The 18,260-nt window shown below is 64.9% G+C and carries 18 protein-coding genes; 11 read left to right on the top strand and 7 right to left on the bottom strand.

Features of this window, described 5'->3' with window-relative positions; translation table 11 throughout:
• Together ACRYLT_RS03260 and ACRYLT_RS03255 are read right to left on the bottom strand one after the other, a co-directional pair.
• Nucleotides 1–630: a 2-dehydro-3-deoxy-6-phosphogalactonate aldolase gene (locus ACRYLT_RS03260; protein ID WP_482662676.1), complete on the bottom strand. Its 630-nt coding sequence runs from the start codon at nucleotides 628–630 to the stop codon at nucleotides 1–3.
• Nucleotides 627–1,514, bottom strand: coding sequence for a 2-dehydro-3-deoxygalactonokinase (locus ACRYLT_RS03255; RefSeq protein ID WP_482662675.1), 888 nt, complete (start codon nucleotides 1,512–1,514; stop codon nucleotides 627–629). The genes ACRYLT_RS03260 and ACRYLT_RS03255 overlap by 4 nt, the downstream gene beginning before the upstream one ends.
• 87 nt (nucleotides 1,515–1,601) lie before the next feature.
• On the opposite strand from ACRYLT_RS03255, the gene ACRYLT_RS03250 reads away from it, so the two are divergent.
• Genes ACRYLT_RS03250 through dgoD form a run of 3 tightly spaced genes read left to right on the top strand, consistent with a single transcriptional unit; the run spans nucleotide 1,602 to nucleotide 4,953 of the window.
• On the top strand, nucleotides 1,602–2,471 hold the full coding sequence (locus ACRYLT_RS03250) for an SMP-30/gluconolactonase/LRE family protein (protein ID WP_482662674.1): 870 nt from the start codon (nucleotides 1,602–1,604) through the stop codon (nucleotides 2,469–2,471).
• 47 nt (nucleotides 2,472–2,518) lie between these two features.
• The gene (locus ACRYLT_RS03245) at nucleotides 2,519–3,817 is read left to right on the top strand and encodes a family 1 glycosylhydrolase (protein WP_482662673.1); all 1,299 of its coding nucleotides are present in this window, start codon (nucleotides 2,519–2,521) and stop codon (nucleotides 3,815–3,817) included.
• Nucleotides 3,814–4,953: a galactonate dehydratase gene (gene dgoD, locus ACRYLT_RS03240; protein ID WP_482662672.1), complete on the top strand. Its 1,140-nt coding sequence runs from the start codon at nucleotides 3,814–3,816 to the stop codon at nucleotides 4,951–4,953. Before ACRYLT_RS03245 ends, dgoD begins: the two co-directional genes overlap by 4 nt.
• 109 nt (nucleotides 4,954–5,062) lie before the next feature.
• On the opposite strand, the gene ACRYLT_RS03235 is transcribed toward dgoD, so the two are convergent.
• The gene (locus tag ACRYLT_RS03235) at nucleotides 5,063–5,377 is read right to left on the bottom strand and encodes a hypothetical protein (protein WP_482662671.1); all 315 of its coding nucleotides are present in this window, start codon (nucleotides 5,375–5,377) and stop codon (nucleotides 5,063–5,065) included.
• Nucleotides 5,378–5,480: 103 nt separating this feature from the next.
• On the opposite strand from ACRYLT_RS03235, the gene ACRYLT_RS03230 reads away from it, so the two are divergent.
• Together ACRYLT_RS03230 and ACRYLT_RS03225 are read left to right on the top strand one after the other, a co-directional pair.
• Complete coding sequence (locus tag ACRYLT_RS03230; protein ID WP_482662670.1) at nucleotides 5,481–6,398, top strand: aldose 1-epimerase; 918 nt, start codon at nucleotides 5,481–5,483, stop codon at nucleotides 6,396–6,398.
• Nucleotides 6,399–6,512: 114 nt separating this feature from the next.
• Nucleotides 6,513–8,675 carry a family 1 glycosylhydrolase gene (locus ACRYLT_RS03225; protein WP_482662669.1) on the top strand — a complete coding sequence of 721 codons (2,163 nt, stop codon included), beginning with the start codon at nucleotides 6,513–6,515 and terminating at the stop codon, nucleotides 8,673–8,675.
• Here ACRYLT_RS03225 and ACRYLT_RS03220 read toward each other — a convergent pair whose 3' ends face one another.
• The 4 genes from ACRYLT_RS03220 to nhaA form a co-directional block, all read right to left on the bottom strand.
• Nucleotides 8,676–9,980 carry an HlyD family type I secretion periplasmic adaptor subunit gene (locus ACRYLT_RS03220; RefSeq protein ID WP_482662668.1) on the bottom strand — a complete coding sequence of 435 codons (1,305 nt, stop codon included), beginning with the start codon at nucleotides 9,978–9,980 and terminating at the stop codon, nucleotides 8,676–8,678.
• Between the two features lie 3 nt (nucleotides 9,981–9,983).
• Nucleotides 9,984–11,711, bottom strand: coding sequence for a type I secretion system permease/ATPase (locus tag ACRYLT_RS03215; protein ID WP_482662667.1), 1,728 nt, complete (start codon nucleotides 11,709–11,711; stop codon nucleotides 9,984–9,986).
• On the bottom strand, nucleotides 11,701–13,104 hold the full coding sequence (locus ACRYLT_RS03210; protein ID WP_482662666.1) for a TolC family protein: 1,404 nt from the start codon (nucleotides 13,102–13,104) through the stop codon (nucleotides 11,701–11,703). Before ACRYLT_RS03210 ends, ACRYLT_RS03215 begins: the two co-directional genes overlap by 11 nt.
• A gap of 73 nt (nucleotides 13,105–13,177) precedes the next feature.
• Nucleotides 13,178–14,443, bottom strand: a complete 1,266-nt coding sequence (gene nhaA / locus ACRYLT_RS03205) for a Na+/H+ antiporter NhaA (RefSeq protein WP_482662665.1) — start codon at nucleotides 14,441–14,443, stop codon at nucleotides 13,178–13,180.
• A gap of 316 nt (nucleotides 14,444–14,759) precedes the next feature.
• Here nhaA and ACRYLT_RS03200 point away from each other — a divergent pair, with 316 nt between their 5' ends.
• Genes ACRYLT_RS03200 through ACRYLT_RS03175 form a run of 6 tightly spaced genes read left to right on the top strand, consistent with a single transcriptional unit; the run spans nucleotide 14,760 to nucleotide 18,128 of the window.
• On the top strand, nucleotides 14,760–15,080 hold the full coding sequence (locus ACRYLT_RS03200; protein ID WP_482662664.1) for a hypothetical protein: 321 nt from the start codon (nucleotides 14,760–14,762) through the stop codon (nucleotides 15,078–15,080).
• A gap of 32 nt (nucleotides 15,081–15,112) precedes the next feature.
• Nucleotides 15,113–16,654 (top strand): sensor histidine kinase, encoded by a 1,542-nt coding sequence (locus ACRYLT_RS03195; protein WP_482662663.1) that lies wholly within the window; start codon nucleotides 15,113–15,115, stop codon nucleotides 16,652–16,654.
• Nucleotides 16,651–17,325, top strand: a complete 675-nt coding sequence (locus ACRYLT_RS03190; protein WP_482662662.1) for a response regulator — start codon at nucleotides 16,651–16,653, stop codon at nucleotides 17,323–17,325. Before ACRYLT_RS03195 ends, ACRYLT_RS03190 begins: the two co-directional genes overlap by 4 nt.
• Nucleotides 17,318–17,638 (top strand): hypothetical protein, encoded by a 321-nt coding sequence (locus tag ACRYLT_RS03185; protein ID WP_482662661.1) that lies wholly within the window; start codon nucleotides 17,318–17,320, stop codon nucleotides 17,636–17,638. The genes ACRYLT_RS03190 and ACRYLT_RS03185 overlap by 8 nt, the downstream gene beginning before the upstream one ends.
• Nucleotides 17,638–17,832 (top strand): hypothetical protein, encoded by a 195-nt coding sequence (locus tag ACRYLT_RS03180; RefSeq protein ID WP_482662660.1) that lies wholly within the window; start codon nucleotides 17,638–17,640, stop codon nucleotides 17,830–17,832. Before ACRYLT_RS03185 ends, ACRYLT_RS03180 begins: the two co-directional genes overlap by 1 nt.
• Nucleotides 17,829–18,128, top strand: coding sequence for a hypothetical protein (locus tag ACRYLT_RS03175; protein ID WP_482662659.1), 300 nt, complete (start codon nucleotides 17,829–17,831; stop codon nucleotides 18,126–18,128). Before ACRYLT_RS03180 ends, ACRYLT_RS03175 begins: the two co-directional genes overlap by 4 nt.
• Nucleotides 18,129–18,260: the final 132 nt, after the last annotated feature.

Here is an 18,260-nt window from a genome sequence, read left to right as displayed (position 1 = left end):
TCAGCCGCCCAGTGCCTCGACATAGGCGCGGGCCCTGGCGAGCGTTTCGGCCGGGCTTTGCCCGGGCCGGTAGACGCCGCTCCCAAGCCCGAAGCCGTCCGCGCCGGCTTCCTGCCAGGACTGCATCGTCTCCGGCTTCACTCCGCCGACGACGAGCAGCGGCACTTCGGCGGGAAGGACGGCCTTCTGGGCCTTCACCACCGCCGGAGTCGCCGCTTCTGCCGGGAAGAATTTGAGAGCGTGGGCTCCGGCCTCGAGCGCCTGGAAGGCTTCGGAGGGGGTGAAATAGCCGGGAGCCGAGACCAGCCCGGCGGCCGCGCTCGCCGCGATGACTTCTGGATTCGTGTTCGGCGAAACAATGATCCGGCCCCCCGCCTCCTTGATCTGGCTGACCTGCGTGGGATCGAGGACGGTTCCTGCTCCGATCAGTGCCTTGTCGCTCAGCGAGCGGGCGAGGCGGGCGATGCTTTCCAGCGGCTGGGGCGAATTGAGCGGGACTTCGATGATCCGGATTCCGGCCTCGACCAGTGCCTCGCCGATCGCCTCCACCTCGTCGGGCGTTACCCCGCGAATGATGGCGACCAGCGGGCACTCGCCGAGCCGCCGTTTCAGTTCCTCGCCCGCCTTCATTGCGCAATCTCCGCCAGTTGCCGAGCTCCAGCCAGGAACGCCTCTTCGCCATCCACCTGCCTACTCGCCACCCCTGCTTCGGCAAGCGCCGCCGCATAGAGGCGCGTCAGTTCCGGCCGGGCCATCACGATGACTTCGCCGACCCCGGCCGTGCGAAGCCCGATCCGGAGATCGCTGCCAATCAGCAATCCGCTTGTATAGTTCGCGGCGTCGCCGGGATCGGCCTTGCCGAGCAGGACGCGGGCTCGAACGGAAAAGAGCTCCGCGGTGAGATCGTCATGGTCGAGCCCGCGCCGAACTCCGGCAGCGAACCTTTCGTCCGGTTCGACTGGCTCCTGGAGCAGGTCGGCAAGGATGCTATGTTCCCCGAGCAGGTTGAACAATTCGCCGGTCATCACCGTCCGGAAGGCGACGATCCGGCCGCCCTCCACCCGAACCCATTTGTTGTGCGTGCCCGGATGACAGACCAGGGCATCCTGAGGGACGAGCCCGCTCGCCGCGGCGCCGAGGATCTGGACTTCCTCGCCGCGCATCACGTCGGCACCATCGCCCTCGTCGAAGGCGACTCCCGGAATGATGGCGAGTCGGCCGGGCTCCACCCAGCAAAGCTTCGTCGCCAGCTCGGCCAGCCCTGCAGGGCAGGAGGCGTAGGGAGCTTCGACCCAGCCGCGATTCGAGCCGATCATCCCGCCCATCAGCATCGGCAGGTCACCGAGTTTGGAGCGGATCTCCGCCACCGCCTCGGCGAAACCGGACGGCGGGACCGACAGGATACCGCGCCCGTCTTCGAACTCGTCGGCCAAGGCGCCGTCGCTACCAAGGCGATAGGCGCGGCGGTTGGTCGTTCCCCAGTCGACGGCGATGAAACCCTCCGGCCAGTGCATCCCGCTCCTTCCGCAGCTTCAAACGTCCGGTCGGCCCTTGGGTCGCTAGGCTCTTGCGCGCAAGACCTTTCCGGCTATCGCCAGATCATGAGCCGCGAAATCAGCTGCGTCGCAGACGTGAAGGCCGTGCTCGGAGAGGGCCCGGTCTGGGTCGAACGCGAGCAGGCGGTCTATTGGGTGGACATACCCGAAAAGCGAATCTTCCGCTGGTGCGAACAGAGCGGGCTGAAGAGGATCGAGCCTCCGATGCACGTCTGCTCGCTGGTCCCGCGCGAAGGCGGCGGCTTCATCGGCGGCGGCTATGATGGATTTCTCGAAGTCGATCCTGACGGCGGCCACTTTCGAGTGATCGGGGATCCCGAGCCGGAGCTCTCGTCCAACCGGTTCAACGATGGCAAGACCGACCGCCAGGGACGGTTCTGGGCCGGGACGATGGACCGGCACGAGCGGGAAGCCTCGGGTTCGCTGTACCGGCTCGATTTCGGTCTGGGCTGGAGCCGGATCGACAGCGGCTATCGAGTGACCAACGGGCCCGCCTTCAGCCTCGACGGTCGGACCTTGTATCATACCGATTCGGCACTTCAGCGGGTTTATGCCTTCGATCTCGACTCGGAGGGTTCGGCCACCAACCGGCGCCTGTTCCGACAATTCGGAGCGGGCGAAGGCTATCCCGACGGGATGACGGTCGATTCGGAAGATTGCCTTTGGATCGCTTTTTGGGACGGCTGGTGCCTGCGCCGGCTTTCGCCGCAGGGGGAGGTGGTGGAGGAGCTGGAGCTTCCGGTCCAGAGGCCGACCAGCTGCGCGTTTGGAGGCGCGGAAATGGACCGGCTTTTCATCACCTCGGCAAGCCGCGACCTGACCGCCGATGAACTGAAACTGCAACCTAATGCGGGCGGGCTGTTTATGACGGTACCTGGAGTCAAAGGGGTGCCGGAAGTACCCTTTCGGGGTTAAACCGCAAGCGCTTCGGCCGAGCGAGGGAGGACAGCATCGCCCACTTCATGTTCGCAACGGGGATCGAGAACAGCATCCCCACCATCAATGGCGGCCGTACCCGGATCGACCAGATGGAATCCTGCGGTCACTACAAGCATTGGCGAACCGACTTCGACTGCGTCGAAGAGCTGGGGATCCACTATCTGCGCTTCGGGCCGCCGCTCCATCGAACCTTTCTTGCGCCCGATCGCTTCGACTGGGAATTCGCCGATCTCACGCTCGAGGATCTGAGGCGGCGCGATATCACGCCGATCGTGGACCTGTGCCATTTCGGGGTCCCCGACTGGATCGGCAATTTCCAGAATCCCGATTTTCCGCTGCTCTTCGCCCGCTATGCGGCCGAATTCGCCGAGCGCTATCCCTGGGTCCAGCTCTACACGCCGGTGAACGAGATGTTCATCTGCGCCGTTTTCTCGGCCAAATATGGCTGGTGGAACGAGCAGCTGACGACCGACCTCGGCTTCGTCACCGCGCTCAAGAACATCGTCAAGGCGAACGTCATGGCGATGACGGAGATCTTGAAGCGGCGTCCGGATGCCATCTTCATCCAGTCCGAATCCTCGGAATATTTCCACGCGGACAGCCCGGCCGCGATCGGGCCGGCGGAGGTTCGCAACCGCTGGCGCTTCCTGTCGCTCGATCTGAACTACGGCAATCGGGTCAACAGCGACATGTACGAATATCTCCTCGACAATGGCATGACCAAGGAGGAGTATCACTGGTTCCTGAAGCACCGCCTCAAGCAGCACTGCATCCTCGGCAACGATTATTATCTGACCAACGAGCATCGGGTCTTCGCCGACGGCCACACCGAAGCGTCGGGTGAGGTGTTCGGCTATTCGGAGATCACGCGCCAGTATTTCGAGCGCTACGGTCTGCCGATCATGCACACCGAAACCAACATGCGCGAAGGGGCCACCGGTCAGGAGGCGGTCCATTGGCTCTGGAAGGAATGGGCCAATGTCCTCCGAATCCGCAATGTCGGAATCCCGACCGTCGGTTTCACCTGGTACTCGCTCACCGACCAGATCGACTGGGACACGGCGCTCCGCGAGCAGAACAACCGGGTCCACCCGGTCGGCCTGTACGATCTCGATCGCAACATCCGTAACGTCGGCCGGGCCTACAAGAAGCTGATCGCCGACTGGCGCGAAATCCTCCCGGCCTCGAGTCTGTGCCTTGTCGTCCCGGTCGTTTCGCCATCCCATTCGGGCGGAATGCATGCCCGCGAGCAGAAGGAGGAGGCCGCCCGCCGGCTGAGAGCGGTTCCGACCGAAAGCGCGGAATCGGAAGTCGGCTCATGAAGATTGCCCGGATCGAGACTTTCCTCGTGCCCCCGCGCTGGCTCTTCGTCAGGGTCGAGTCGGACGAGGGGGCTGTCGGCTGGGGGGAAGCGAGCCTCGAAGGCCATGCCGAGGCAGTGGTCGGGGCCTTTGAAGTGATTCGCGATCGCTTCGTCGGTCACGATCCGTGGCGGATCGAGGACATCTGGCAGGTCGCCTATCGCGGCGGCTTCTATCGCGGCGGTCCCGTCCTGATGTCGGCGCTGTCGGGGCTCGATCAGGCGCTTTGGGATCTCAAGGGCAAGGCTCTCGGCCTTCCGGTCTGGGAATTGCTGGGCGGCAGGGTGCGCGACCGGGTGCGCGCTTATGCCTGGATCGGCGGCGACCGGCCGAACGACATCGGGGAGGCGGCGAAAGCACGCCGGGCCCAGGGTTTCTCGGCGGTCAAGATGAACGCCACGCCGGAAACGGACTGGATCGGGACTCCCAGGCTGTTCGACGACGTCGTCGCTCGGGTCGAGGCCGCTCAGGCGGAAGGGGTGGAGGTCGGACTCGACTTTCACGGCCGGGTTCACCGGCCGATGGCGAAGCAGCTTGCCAAGGTGGTCGAGCCGCTCGGACTGCTGTTCATCGAGGAACCGTTGCTGTCCGAAAATCCGGAAGGGCTGGCGCAGATCGCCCAGCTCGTCTCGACTCCCATCGCGCTCGGCGAACGGCTCTATTCGCGCTGGGACTTCAAGCCCTTCTTCGAACGGGATGCGGTCGACATCATCCAGCCGGACCTCAGCCATGCCGGCGGCATTTCCGAATGCCGAAGGATTGCGGCCATGGCGGAGGCCTATGACGTTGCGGTGGCGCCTCATTGTCCGCTTGGACCGCTGGCGCTGGCCTCCTGCCTCCAGCTAGCCGCCTGTGCGCCGAACGTCGCGCTCCAGGAGATGTCGCTCGGCATCCATTACAATGTCGGCGCCGACCTTTACAGCTATTGCAGCGACCCCGCACCGCTGACTCCGGTCGACGGCTTCCTGCCGATTCCGACCGGCCCGGGTCTTGGAGTGGTGATCAACGAAGAGGCTGTTCGCGAGGCGCACGGCGAAGGCCATCGCTGGCGCAACCCGATCTGGCGCCAGCGGGACGGCAGTTTCGCCGAGTGGTGAAAAGGCAAGTGCGCCGCCAGTGACGATCGCCCCGGGGGCCGTTGGGCCTCCAGGGGCGGATCATCAGGGTCTCAACGCCTCCCGTTCGGGAAGGCGCTCCGTCAGCGATTCAGGCGACCGCCCGCAATTTCCCGCGGTTCGACGCCGCGAGATCGCCGATCTCGTCCTGCAATTCGGCCTTCACGCGCTGGCGCGATTCCTCATAGGCATGGGCATAGCGCGCCTCGCATTCCGCTTCCTCCGCGGTCTGCGGGCGAAGAAAAGCGATCGACAGATGCCGGCCGAACACGTCGTCGCCCCGCATCCTGATCTCTGCTTCCGTGCCTTGCGGCAAGCTGTCGCGAAGCTCGGTCAGCCGCGCAATCAAAGTGTCGAGCGACGTGTGGTCGCCGATCTCGACATAGTCCTTAACCATCCTGCTCATCACCACCCCTCCCGGTATTCCCCACGGGCGACATAACTTGCGCCCGAATCTCGACGCAAGCGCTTAATCTCCATTTACCCACAGCCGGGTTTCAAAGCTCTGAATGGATCCGTATGGGCTGGTTCAGCCTATGGATCATTCGGACCTCCTCGTCCTCGAAGCCGACTCGCTCCAGCTGGTGCTGGCACCGCGAGTGGGGGGAAGCATTGTCCGCTTCGACCGGCAAACGCCACTCAGGAGTTTCCCGGTACTGCGGGGCTGTTCCGGAGTGCCGGAAAGCGTTCTGGCGACGGGCTGCTTCCCACTCGTCCCTTATTGCAACCGGATCCGCGGCGGAGTTTTCCAGTTCCGCGGAATCGAAGTGCGCCTTGCACCGAACATGGCCGGCGATCCCAGCCCGCTTCACGGGCAAGGCTGGCTCGCACAGTGGCAGGTGGAGCGGGCAAGCCGGGACGAGGCCGAACTGGTGCATGGCCACGAGCCTGGCGAGTGGCCGTGGCGCTACGAATCGCGCCAGCATTTCCGGCTTGATCCTGACGGGCTCTCCCTGAACCTCAGCTGCCGCAATCTTTCCGACGCGCCGATGCCCTGCGGCCTCGGCCAACATCCCTATTTCCCTTGCTCGGGGGAAACGCGACTCGAAACGGGAGTCGATTGCGTCTGGACCGTCGACGAGAAGGTTCTTCCGGTCGAGCGGGTCGCCGCCGAGGGGCGCTATGATCTCAAGGATCGCCTGATCTGCGGCCAGGGTCTCGACAACGGCTTTGGCGGCTGGAAGGGCGTTGCGCGGCTCTCGACTCCCGGAATCCCCTTTCTCACGGAAATGGCCTCTTCGACCGCACACTTCTTCCAGATCTATTCCCCGGCGTCGGGCGAGTACATTGCAGCGGAGCCGGTCAGCCATGCCAATGCGGCGCTGAACGAACCTGAAGAGGCGTGGGCGGAGCTTGGACTGCGCGTTCTTCAACCGGGGGAGTCGATGGCGCTCGACATGCGGATTGCTGTGCTCCCGATCGATTGAGGCGGTCGGGGGCGGCTGCGTTGATCTGCTTTAGGGCATTTCTCCGGAACCGTTGCACCCCCACAATGTTTGCCTCCTACTCGGCCCGTGGGGCGTAACAGGGAAGTCAGGACGGTGGATACATTCCCGCTCGAGCTGTGGGGGGGCGTGGAATGCACTATTGCCAGGGTTGGGGAGGACTGGCGCAACCAGACGGTCGAAACGGGGCACCACGACCGCCCCGGGGATATCGACCTTATCGAGCAGCTGGGTATACGCACCCTTCGCTACCCGATCCTGTGGGAGGCCGTTGCGCCGGAATCGCCTGACCGGTTCGATTTTTCCTGGACGGACGAACGGCTCGCCATGCTCCGCGAGCGCGGCATAAGGGTCATCGGCGGTTTGCTCCACCACGGTTCCGGGCCGCATTATACCAGCCTGCTCGACCGCGATTTCCCGCGAAAACTTGCCGACTATGCTGCCGTCGTGGCCGAGCGCTATCCGTGGATCGAGTTGTGGACTCCGGTCAACGAGCCGCTGACGACGGCCCGCTTCTCAGGTCTTTATGGCCATTGGTACCCGCATGGCCGCGACTATCCCACCTTCCTTCGAGCACTGGTCAATCAGTGTCGGGGCGTGGTCGAGGCTATGGCCGCCATCCGGAATGTCGTCCCGGGAGCTCGGCTCGTCCAGACGGAAGATCTCGGCAAGACTTTCTCGACGGCGCCGCTGAGATATCAGGCCGCGCATGAAAATGAGCGGCGATGGCTCAGCCTTGACCTGCTCTGTGGTCGAGTGACCGCGAAACATCCCTGGCGAAACATCCTGCTCGGTGCGGGAATCGGCTGGGACGAGGTGGAACGGTTCGAATCCGGCGAGGGGACCCCCGACCTGATCGGGATCAATCACTATCTCACCAGCGAACGCTTCCTCGACCATCGCCTCCATCTCTATCCGGAACACGAACCGGGCGGAAACGGCCGCGATACCTATGTCGATGCCGAGGCGGTGCGGGTGAAACGACTCGAGGACGATACCGGAATAGGTCCCCAGCTTCGCGAGGCCTGGCGCCGTTATGGGCTGCCGGTGGCGATCACCGAGGTCCATCATGGCTGCCATCGCGACGAGCAACTGCGCTGGTTCGTGGAGGTCTGGGAAACCGCCCGTTCGCTTCGCTCCGAAGGCATGGATCTTCGGGCCGTCACGCTGTGGTCGCTATTCGGCAATGTCGACTGGCGGTTCCTGCTCACCCAGCGCAACGGATTCTACGACACGGGTGCGTTCGACGTGCGTGGCCCGGAACCGCGCCGGACCATCGTCGCCCGGGCGGCCTGCGCCTTCGCGAAGGGAGAGGCCTTCGATCACCCGGTGCTCGATTCTCCTGGTTGGTGGCGCCGCCCGCCCCGGCTTTATCCCTGGAGCGGCAGTTGCAGACCGCTGGCCTGGGAAGGGCGCAAGCTGCTCATCACCGGCGCTTCGGGTACTCTCGGTCGGGCCTTTGCGCGGATCTGCGAGGAAAGGGCGCTGCCTTTCTGCCTCACGGCCCGAGCCGAACTCGACATTTGCGACGAGGCCTCGATTGCCCGCGCCATGGCGACTCACCGGCCCTGGGCCGTGATCAACACGGCCGGCTTCGTTCGGGTTGCCGACGCCGAGCGGGAAGCGGAAGCGTGCCTGGCCTGGAATGCGACCGGGGCCGGCAATCTCGCTCGCGTCTGCGCTCAGGCGGACATCCCGCTGGTTACCTTCTCATCGGATCTGGTGTTCGACGGCCGCGCCCGCCGAGCCTATGTCGAGCAGGACGAAACATGCCCTGAAGGCCTCTACGGGCAAAGCAAGGCGGAAGCGGAACGGCTCGTTCGACGCGCCGGAGGGCGAGCGCTCGTCGTCCGGACCTCGGCCTTCTTCGGCCCTTGGGACGAGCATAATTTCGCCTGGCACGTTCTTCGGCGGCTCGCGGAAGGGGAGGCCGTCGAAGCCTGTCCGCGCACGATCGTCAGCCCGACTTACGTGCCTGATCTCTGCCACGCGACCCTCGATCTGCTCGTGGACGGAGAGACGGGTGTCTGGCATCTCGCCAGTCAGGGAGAGGTGAGCTGGTATGAATTCGCCCGCCGGCTGGCGGAGGGGGCGGGCCATGATCCTTCGCTCGTCGTGGAAGCGCCGGCATCGGAGCAGCGCAGCACCGTGCTTGCCAGTTCGCGCGGCCAGATGCTTCGGCCGTTCGACGAGGCACTGAACGACTTCCTCTTTGCCGTGGCCCGGGATCAAAGCCCCGCCTCGATCGCCGCCGAGTAGCTACTGCTCGCGAAGGGCTGTCTCGCTCAGCTTGGTGATCGGCGAAAGGATATATTGAAGCACCGTCCGGCTGTCGCCCAGCAGGTCGACTTCGGCCACCATTCCAGGGCCGATCGGAAGCCGACGGCCGTTCTGGTCGCGCAAGGCATTTTCGCTGGTGCGGACACGCACGACGTAGAAGGTCTCGCCCGTCCGCTCCTCCAGAACCGCATCGGGCGAGATGGCCACGACCCGTCCCTCGAGCGTGCCGTAAACGGCGCGGTCATAAGCCGTGATGGCGACTCTCGCTTCCTGGTTCATTCGAACAAAGGCAATGTCTTCCGGCCGGATGCGCGCTTCGACGAGCAGGCTTTCCTCGGACGGAACGATCTCGACCAGCGGCGCTCCCGGGGCAACCGATCCGCCCCGAGTGGTGACGAGGACCCGGTTGACCCTGCCCGCCAGCGGCGCGCGAACCACGGTCCGGTCGACCCGATCGGCGAGGGCGGGAAGAGAGCGGCGGCGGGCGGCGAGCTCGGCCTGGGCTGCGGCAAGCTCGTTGGCGGCCAGAGCGCGCCATTCCTGACGGATCCGTGCAAGTGCGGCACTCGCCTCGGCGACGGCCGAGCGGGCGCGAGCGGCGGCGGCGGCGGCCGCCTGCGCCTCGCTGGCGGCGACGGCGGCGGCGCTTTCGGCCTGGACCAGGCTGAGCCGCGGTTCGATCCCGCGTTCGACGAGCGGTCGAAGGAGCTGCGCTTCCGATTGGCGCGCATCGCGGGCGGAAATCCTCGCCTGATAAGCCGCGTCGGCCTCGGCGACCGCGCGCTGTGCCTGAACCAGCCGCGCCTGCGCCCCGCTGACCGCACTCGAGAGATCGGACAGGCGCGAGGCATGGAGCGCCTGCTCGATCCGGATCTGGTCGGCGATGACGGGGTCGGTGGCGGCCGGATAGACGGGCTGGCGTCCGTCCACCTCCGCCTGGAGCCGGGCGATCTTCACCCTCAGCGCGGAAACGGTCGCTTCGCCGCTTCCGAATTCGGCGGAGGTCGCGGTCTGGTCGAGCCGGACGAGCGGATCGCCGGCCTGGACCAGCTGTCCAGCGCGGACCAGGATCTCCTCGACGATTCCCCCCTCAAGGTTGGAGACCACCTGAAGCTGCGAGCTTGGAATGACTCGGCCCATGCCGCGGACGGTTCGCTCCAGCTCGGTAAGGGCTGCCCAGACGAAGAAGACGAGGACGAAGGCGGTCACGCCCCAGAGCAGGAGGTTCGAGGCCGCACGCGGCTTCAGGCGGGTGGTGAGATCTTCGAGGGGCGTTCCGTGCATCGTTCAGGCGGCCTTCGGGCGCATGATCTGCTTCAGCACCGAATCCCGGGGTCCATCGGCGACGACCTTGCCCTTGTCGAGCAGAATGATCCGCTGGACCAGCTGAAGCAGTGGCGGTCGGTGAGTGATCAGGATCAGGGTGCGGCCCTTCAGCTCGCTCTGGAGACGCTGGATCAGCCCCGCTTCGGTCTGCGCATCCATCGCGCTCGTCGGTTCGTCCATAATCAGGATCGGGGGTCGGCCGGCAATCGCTCGAGCAATGGCGATCGACTGACGCTGCCCGCCCGAAAGGCCTTCGCCGCGATCCGCCAGGCGAAGATCGTAGCCGTTGGCGATCTGCCCCATGAACTGGTGCGTTCCGGAGATGGTGGCGGCGCGGATCAGCTCTTCATCGTCCACGCCCGGTCGGTCGAGAACGATATTCTCGCGCACCGAGCCAGTCAGCAGGACGCTTTCCTGCATGGCTGCACCGATGCTTGCCCGCAGGTCGGCCGGATCGAGCTGGCGAAGGTCGGTGCCGTCAACCAGGATCAGTCCTTCCTCCGGCGGGTAAAGGCCAAGAACCAGCCGGGCGATGGTCGACTTCCCGGAGCCGACCCTGCCGAGCAGGGCGACATGCTCGCCCGGCTCGATCGTGAAGCTCAGCCCGTCGAGCGCGCGCTCCGGAGCTCCGGGGTAGCGAAACCCGACGTTGCGGAACTCGATCCGGCCTTCGATCCGGCTGAGCTTAAGCGGTTCGCCCTCCGGCCCTTCCGGGGCGAGCTGCATCATTTCGTCGATCTGCCGGTAGGCCGTGCGAGTCGACGTGATCCGCGACAGGAGCTGGGAGATTTGGGCAAGCGGAGCGATCGCTCGGCCGGCGAGGATCGAGCAGGCGATCAGTCCGCCCATTGTCAATTGCTGCTCGGCAATCAGATTGACTCCGACGATCACGACGCCCGCATAGGAAATGGTTCCCGCCGAAGTGGCGAAGGTCACCCCGATCGACGCCACCAGTCGCTGCCGAAGCGAGCTGTCCGAATGCTGCTCCACCGCCTTCAGCCAGCGCCGGGAGAGAAGCGGTGCGGCACCGGACGTCTTGACCGTCTCGAGTCCGCCGATCGCCTCGACCAGGACGGATTGTTTCAGGAGCCCTTCGCCCATGGCCCGGGCCGACAGGCGCTCCATCGCCGGATGCGTCAGCCAGCCGATCAGGATTACGAGCGGCACCATCAGCGCGGGGACGATCACCACCGGGCCGCCGATCAGGCCGACGACGAGCAGGGTCAGGAGGATGAACGGCACGTCGACAACCGCCGTCAGCGTCGCCGAAGCGAAAAAGTCGCGCAGCGCCTCGAGTTCGCGCATCATTCCGGCCAGCGCTCCGGTGGAGCCCTTCTTCAGATCCAGCCGGATCGCCAGAAGTCGCTCGAACACGCTTTCGCCGATTTCGCGGTCGATCTGTGCTCCCGCATGATCGACGAAATAGGCGCGCAGCATCTTCAGGATGAAATCGAAGATGATGACGATGCCGAGCCCGATCGAAAGCGCCACCAGCGAGGACATGGCGTTGTTGGGAACGACCCGGTCGTAGACCGTCATCGTGAACAGCGCCGTGAGCAAGCCGAAGATGTTGATGAACACGGCAGCCACGGCAACCTTCCAGTAGGTCGCGCGATTGCGGCGCATCGGCTCCATCAGCCAGGTCGCGAGCCGCGGCTTCGGAATCTTGACCAGAGGTTCAGCGTTCAACTTCACCTCGCAACTGGTCGGGCTGGATCTGAAGCACGTCGAGGAGACGACCGATCCTTGATAGCAGGATGTAGCGAGCGGCGTCCAATTCCGTCAGCGACTGGATATAGGACGTGGCCGATTCGAAATAGGCATCTTCGGCGGCAACGACGTCGAACAGCGTTCCTCTAGCGACCCGGAAACGTTCGGCGATCACGTCTCGCGATCGCCGGCTCGCAATATAGGCCGCCTCGATCGCATCGAGCTGCTCTTCCAGCGCCCGAACGTCCGACCAGGCGATGGCCGCGTCCCTCTCGGCTTCCTCCATCACTCGGGTCGCTCGAGCGTCGGCGGCGCGGGCCCGCGCCTCGGCCTGTTCCGAGCGCGCATCCGCTCCGCCGAAGAGCCGATATCGAAGGGCGATCCGCCCGCGAATGTCGTAGTCCCGCTCATTCTCGAACACGCCATAGCGTCCCGCGTCGACTCCGGCGCTGAGCTGCGGCAAGCGCTCGGCGCGGCTTGCGCGCGATTCGTGGCGAGCCGCGTCCGCCAGCGCCTGAGCCGACCGCACCGGTGCCGAATCCTGCGCGGACATTGCCGCTTCGTCCCGGCTGGCCACGATCAGCTGCGGGGTAGGGGCGCGCTCGAGATCCAGTGGAGGCGGTGAACCGGTGAGTTCGGTGAAACGCGCCTCGGCATTGGCCAGCAGCCGCCGAAAGCGGGCTAGTCGAGTCTCGGCCTGGGCGATGTAGGAATCCACACGCGCAAGGTCGCCCTCCGCCGAAACGCCTTCGCGAATCCTGAGCTGAACCGCTTCGCGTAGCTCGCGCTGACTGGCGAGGAAGGCGTCGGTGAGAGCGAGAAGCGAGCGGTAGCCGAACACGTCGTACCAGGCGGCGACGGCGTTGAGCGCAATCCGGTCGGCCGCGCTTTCCAGCTCGGCGCCCGCCGCGCGCAGTCGCGCTCCCGCCGCCTGGATACGCCGGTTCGTGGCGCCAAAATCGAAGAGCAGCTGCTGGACCGAAAGGATGGCGTCGGTGCGCTGCTCCGGGCGGGAGCGCTCGATGATGTTGCTTTGATCGTTCGAAAAGTCGCGAGCAATCACTCGATAGGAGGTGACGGTGGTGTCGACCGTCGGCAGCTGCGCGGAGCGCGCTTCCTCGAGAACGGCCAGCGCCTCGTCCTCGTTGGCGGCGATTTCGGCTGTCCCGGGATGTCGCTCGACCGCGGCTCCGATGATCGCCCGGAACTCGGTGAAGGAAGCCTGCTCTCGCCGAAGCTGAAGAACCGGGTCGCGGCTGAAGTCGATGTCGAGCGGCCGGCCGGTCGGCGCAGGCAGAGGGGTCTGCGCAAGCGCAGTCGAGGAAGCCATCACGCAGAAGGCGCAGGCAACAAGTTCCGATAAAGTCCGCACGATCCCCGCTCAGGCCAAAGCCCGTTTAATCTCGGGGGCTTAGTATTGCTAGGCTAAGCTTTGCCGAAAGTAATCATTCGGAGGCGGATTCGAGCCGTTCAACGTCGCCATCGGCGCGAATTTCGCTCCAGACCCGCTGTTCGACCTCCTCCTGCCGAGCATGCGAAGGGGCGAATCGGAGGATGAGATAGCCGGTGATCGCGGACAGGAAGGAGCCGAGCAAGGTGCCGATCTTTGCCTCCTCCACGAGCAGCGGATCGCCCGGAAAGGCGAGGGCGCCGATGAACAGGCTCATCGTGAAGCCGATGCCGCACAGCAGCGAAACGGCATAGACCTGCAGCCAGGTGGCTCCCCGAAGCGGGCTGGCAAGGCCGGCCTTCACCGTCAGCCAGATTGCCGCGAAGATACCCAGCTGCTTGCCGATGAAGAGGCCGGCGGCGATGCCGAGCGGCAGCGGAGCAAGAATCGCGTTCAGGCCGAGGACTCCGAACGATACTCCGGCATTGGCGAAGCCGAACAGGGGGACGATCAGGAAAGCCACCCAGGGGGCGAGCGCATGCTCGAGCCGGTGCAGTGGCGAGCTTTCCGAATCGGGCGCTCCGGGCGACTTGACGACCGGGATCGTCATCGCGGCAAGAACCCCGGCGATCGTCGCATGGACGCCCGAAAGCAGGACCGCATACCATAAAGCGGCGGCAGCGATCATGTAGATCGACAGGCGAGTGACGCCGCTCTTACCCATTACGTACATGACGAACAGGATCGCGGCCGCCGCACCGATCGCCAGGGTGTTGATCTCGGCAGTATAGGCAAGCGCGATGATCGCGACCGCGCCCATGTCGTCGACAATGGCGACGGTCGTGAGGAAGAGCTTCAGCGAGGTCGGCGCGCGCTTGCCCAGCAGAGCGAGGACTCCGATCGCAAAGGCGATATCGGTCGCGGCCGGGATCGCCCAGCCGTCGGCGAGGCCGGGCTCGTCAGCGACGACGAAAAGGTAGATGAGGGCGGGAACGACCATGCCCGCTGCCGCCGCGATCACCGGCAGCCGGCGCTGTTGCCAGGTCGCCAGGCGGCCGTCGACGAACTCGCGCTTGATCTCGAGTCCGACCAGCAGGAAGAACAGCGCCATCAAGGCATCGTTGATCCAGAGATGCACGGTCATCGGGCCGAGCTTCGGCGCCAGCACCGGACCGGTTTCGGCATGGATGAAGTGATGGTAGGCGTCGGCAAAGCCGCTATTGGCGACGATCAGCGCAAGCGCTGCAGCAGCCATCAAGAGGACTCCGCCCGCCGCCTCGCTCTTCAGAAAATGCCGAAGTGCAGATGGTCGGGACGTCATTCCAGCTCCTCTCGCTGACAGAAGGGTCCAGGATAGTCGTGGATGTTCCGGCGGGCACCGGATCGGACTGGTCGAGGCGCCCCGACTAGCCTCTTCCGACCGCATTTTCCAAGATCCTATCTCCCTCACCCGATGGGCGAAGCCGCCATGACCGCGGCGGCGCTGGTCCGGAGCGGTCGATGTCGGCCGATTCGACCCTGACTTGAAACCGGTCAGCCCTCCGGCGCTCCACGAATGGGAAGTCCGCAGAGCCACTCATATAAAAGTCATGGTAACGTCCGCGCCGGCAGGCCTCTAGCTGGACGACATGCGACCAATGTCCGGCATCCAAGCGCTGGCGACAACCATTCTCCTTTGTGGAGCCAATGCGTGCGCGTCGCGGACAACCGAGCGAACGGTTGCTTTCGTCTGCGACCAGGGCCGGTCCTTCATGGTTCGCTACGAGGATGGACGAGTGCTCGTGACGACCGAAACTGGGCGGTGGTACCTTCACGCCCAGTCTTCCTCGATCGGCCGCAAGTTCGCGTCAAGCGGAGCGACTTTCGTCCACGATGAAGACCGGGCCGCCCTGAATGGCCTTCCCGGCGGACCCTTCCGCCGCTGCCACGAGGGTCAGGGCGGAACGAGTCTGCTATGATGGGCGTGAGCGATGCGAAAAGGCCGTGGCCCTTGGACTTGCCTGCAAATTTGACCCGTTGGCTCCCCCGGGCCGGCAGCGTTCGAAGCCCGCACCTGGGTCAGGTTTGGCGCCTGCCTTCCCGAAGTCCGGCCATCCATGCCGCGGCGGTTGCCGCCTTCGTCGCATCGGCCGCGGCTTCGGCGCTGGCCCAATCGGCTGGTCGACCGATCACGGCAGCGATCATCTTCCTGATCGGCGTCATTCTCGCCGGCGCGGTCGAGGGTGTCTGGGGCGGGATCCTGGCGGCCCTCGCCGCGTCGGTGATCTACAACGTGTTCCTGATCGAGCCCGCCTTCCGATTCAGTCTCGCAAGCCTCGAGGACTATGTCCCGATCCTTGCATTCAACGCCGGAGCGGTCGCCGCGGGGATGCTGACCGGCCGGCTCAAGGACCGGGCCATGGCCGCCGAACGGGCGAGCCGAAAGGCCTCGGCGATGCTCGCCCTGAGCGAGCGCCTGCAGTCTGCGGTGGATCTGACGGACGTGCTCGATGCGGTCAGCGCCTGCGTCGGCGAAAGCGCTCTTCTGGTCGAGCTTTATGTCGTCGCCGATTCGGGCCTCGATCCGATAGGCCGGTCGACCCGGCATTCAGGTTTCGCCGCCAAGCTGGTCGCCGCTTCAGTGCCCCATTTGCGGGAGGGCCGATGTTCGGGCTTTCTCCTTTCCAGCGCCTCCAGGCCTTTGGGCGTTGTCGTCTTCGAGTGGAGCCTCCCTGACGAAGAAGCTTCTGAGGGCGACGGATTGGCGGCCATGATCAATCTGACAAGCATCGCGATGGAGCGATGTCTGTTGCTGCAGCGCCTTTCCGAGGCAGAGCTGATCCGCAAGTCGGAGGAGTTCAAGACGGCCCTGCTCTCGTCCGTTTCCCACGACATGCGCACTCCGCTGAGCGCCATCTCCGCGTCCGCGACCAGTCTCGCGAGCTATGGCGCCTTGCTTCCCGAGAGTTCCCGGGCCGATCTGCTGAACACGATCCAGGAACAATGCGGCCGTCTGAATACCTATACCACCAAGCTGCTGAGTCTCGGCCGCCTTCAGGCGGGTCTCGACCGCGATCGGTTCATGCCGTGCGATGCGATCGAGGTCCTTGGATCCGCAATCGTCCAGACGAGGACGCTCGGTGGAGATCATCCGATCCACAAGGAGATCGAACCCGCCGAAGCCCTGGTTCGGGCCGATCCGGTGATGCTCGAGCAGGTCTTCTACAACCTGCTCGAGAATAGCGTCCGCTACAGCGACCCCGGTTCGCCCATTCATGTTCTCGCCCGGATTCGCAAGGGCTGCGTCCTGGTGTCGATCCGCGACTTCGGATGCGGGATACCACCCTCGGAGTTCGGCCGGATCTTCGAACGTTTCTATCGCGCGCGGGCTACGAAGGGGCAGGAGGGTAGCGGCCTGGGCCTCGCAATCGCCAAGGGATTCACCGAGGCCTTCGGGGGACGCATCTGGGCGGGCGTGCCGAGTGACGGCGGTGCGGGAACCATCGTCACCGTCGAACTGGCGCTCGTCGCTTCGGGGAAGTCGCGGTCGTGAGGCCAAGAATCCTGATCGTCGATGACGAAGCGGCTATCGCCCGAGCGCTCGAACCGGTGCTCACCTCGCAGGGGTGGCATGTATTTGCGGCCCTTCGTGGCGCAGAGGGCGTCCGGATCGCCCACCAGCAAGCGGTGGACCTGGTGCTGCTCGATCTCGGTCTGCCCGATGCCGACGGGAAGGATCTCATCCCGGAGATCAGAAGCCGAAGCGGTGCCTCGATCATCGTCATCTCGGCACGGCATCAGGAGGCGGAAAAGGTCGCCGCTCTGGATGCCGGTGCAGACGATTATGTCGACAAGCCGTTCGGGATTGACGAGCTGATGGCTCGGGTGCGGGCTGCCCAGCGCCGCGCAGTCGGTACCGCCGCTGCCGGAACGATCGAGGCCGGTCCGCTCGCCGTGGAGGTTCAGCGTCGCAAGGTCGCGCTGCTGAACGAGGAGATCAGGCTTTCGCCGAAAGAGTTCGATCTTCTCCGGCTCCTCGCCGAACGTGCGGGACAGGTCGTCACTCAGAAACGGCTGTTGCTGGCGGGCTGGGGCGATCCGGGCGCGGACCCGCAATATCTTCGGACCTACATCGCCCTGCTCCGCCAGAAGCTGGAAGAGGATCCTTCCGAACCTCGGCTGATCGTCACCGAGCCAGGCGTTGGATACCGGCTCGATGTCTGATTCCGCGGTTCGCGTCAGCCCGATCAGTGCCACCGCGGAGTTGCGCATATTCCCCGGGCGGACGGCGTCGGGAACGTTTCGGGACTATGTTCTGACTCGGAGATATGATTTCGGCCGTGGAACCGCGTCCGCCTGGACGTTCATCGCCTTTGCCAGGGGCGATCCCGAATTTCCGAATGCGCGCTCGTGGCGCGAACTCCACGCCTATCTGGTCGGACGAGGCGTCGACTCGAGCCTGATCGAGGCTGCGCGAACCGCCTGGCGCAGTTTCAAGGCTCTCCAGAGCCGTAACCGACGCGAATGGAACCGTTGATGACGAGCAGGAGCGGAATGAACAATCGATTGCAAAGCCGAAGCGGAAGGGACGCGGCCGTCATTACCGCGATCCTGGCTTCCCTGTTGCTGCTGCTCGCTGCCGGCGCGACCATCCTGTGGTTGGCGGGAGCCTTCTATGAAGGCGGGCCGGAGTGGCTTGCCAACCAGGACAGCGGCTGGTGGACGGAATGACGACGAAGACCGGCCGCCGCTTCGGGTCGAACATGGGCTGGATCGAACTCTGGATCGAGTCAGCTGCCTTTCTGGCCGCCGTCCTGTTGATCCCGCTCTACATGGGCTTCGTCCACATCCCGCCGCTCGGTCTCCTTTTCTATGCCGCCCTGGGCGGCGTCATCATGGCCATCGGCGAAGATCTGCAATTCGACTCGGGATTCTGCGACGTCACCCTTCACGACATTCTTCTCTGGGCAGCAGCGATCGCCGGCGCAGGCGGCGTCGCCTATCTGCTGGCACTCCTGTTTCTCTGACGGGATCGCCTTGCCTGCAAAGAGGCCGGTCAGCGGCTCGATCGTTCCAGCCTGTTGACCGGACGGCCGTTGCTATGCCAAGCGCAGCCGCGACTTTGCGGACCGAACCGGGGTTGCAAAACCGGTCGGGAA

Source organism: Sphingosinicella sp. SM1-17 (genome assembly GCF_056821765.1).
This window is presented reverse-complemented; position numbering and strand designations above follow the sequence as displayed.

What these genes read in the sequence shown, in the direction of transcription:
- ACRYLT_RS03260 (WP_482662676.1), bottom strand. Translation starts at nt 630, where the DNA reads ATGAAGGCGGGCGAGGAACTGAAACGGCGGCTCGGCGAGTGCCCGCTG.
- ACRYLT_RS03255 (WP_482662675.1), bottom strand. Translation starts at nt 1,514, where the DNA reads ATGCACTGGCCGGAGGGTTTCATCGCCGTCGACTGGGGAACGACCAAC.
- ACRYLT_RS03250 (WP_482662674.1), top strand. Translation starts at nt 1,602, where the DNA reads ATGAGCCGCGAAATCAGCTGCGTCGCAGACGTGAAGGCCGTGCTCGGA.
- ACRYLT_RS03245 (WP_482662673.1), top strand. Translation starts at nt 2,519, where the DNA reads ATGTTCGCAACGGGGATCGAGAACAGCATCCCCACCATCAATGGCGGC.
- dgoD (WP_482662672.1), top strand. Translation starts at nt 3,814, where the DNA reads ATGAAGATTGCCCGGATCGAGACTTTCCTCGTGCCCCCGCGCTGGCTC.
- ACRYLT_RS03235 (WP_482662671.1), bottom strand. Translation starts at nt 5,377, where the DNA reads ATGAGCAGGATGGTTAAGGACTATGTCGAGATCGGCGACCACACGTCG.
- ACRYLT_RS03230 (WP_482662670.1), top strand. Translation starts at nt 5,481, where the DNA reads ATGGATCCGTATGGGCTGGTTCAGCCTATGGATCATTCGGACCTCCTC.
- ACRYLT_RS03220 (WP_482662668.1), bottom strand. Translation starts at nt 9,980, where the DNA reads ATGCACGGAACGCCCCTCGAAGATCTCACCACCCGCCTGAAGCCGCGT.
- nhaA (WP_482662665.1), bottom strand. Translation starts at nt 14,443, where the DNA reads ATGACGTCCCGACCATCTGCACTTCGGCATTTTCTGAAGAGCGAGGCG.
- ACRYLT_RS03200 (WP_482662664.1), top strand. Translation starts at nt 14,760, where the DNA reads ATGTCCGGCATCCAAGCGCTGGCGACAACCATTCTCCTTTGTGGAGCC.
- ACRYLT_RS03185 (WP_482662661.1), top strand. Translation starts at nt 17,318, where the DNA reads ATGTCTGATTCCGCGGTTCGCGTCAGCCCGATCAGTGCCACCGCGGAG.
- ACRYLT_RS03180 (WP_482662660.1), top strand. Translation starts at nt 17,638, where the DNA reads ATGACGAGCAGGAGCGGAATGAACAATCGATTGCAAAGCCGAAGCGGA.
- ACRYLT_RS03175 (WP_482662659.1), top strand. Translation starts at nt 17,829, where the DNA reads ATGACGACGAAGACCGGCCGCCGCTTCGGGTCGAACATGGGCTGGATC.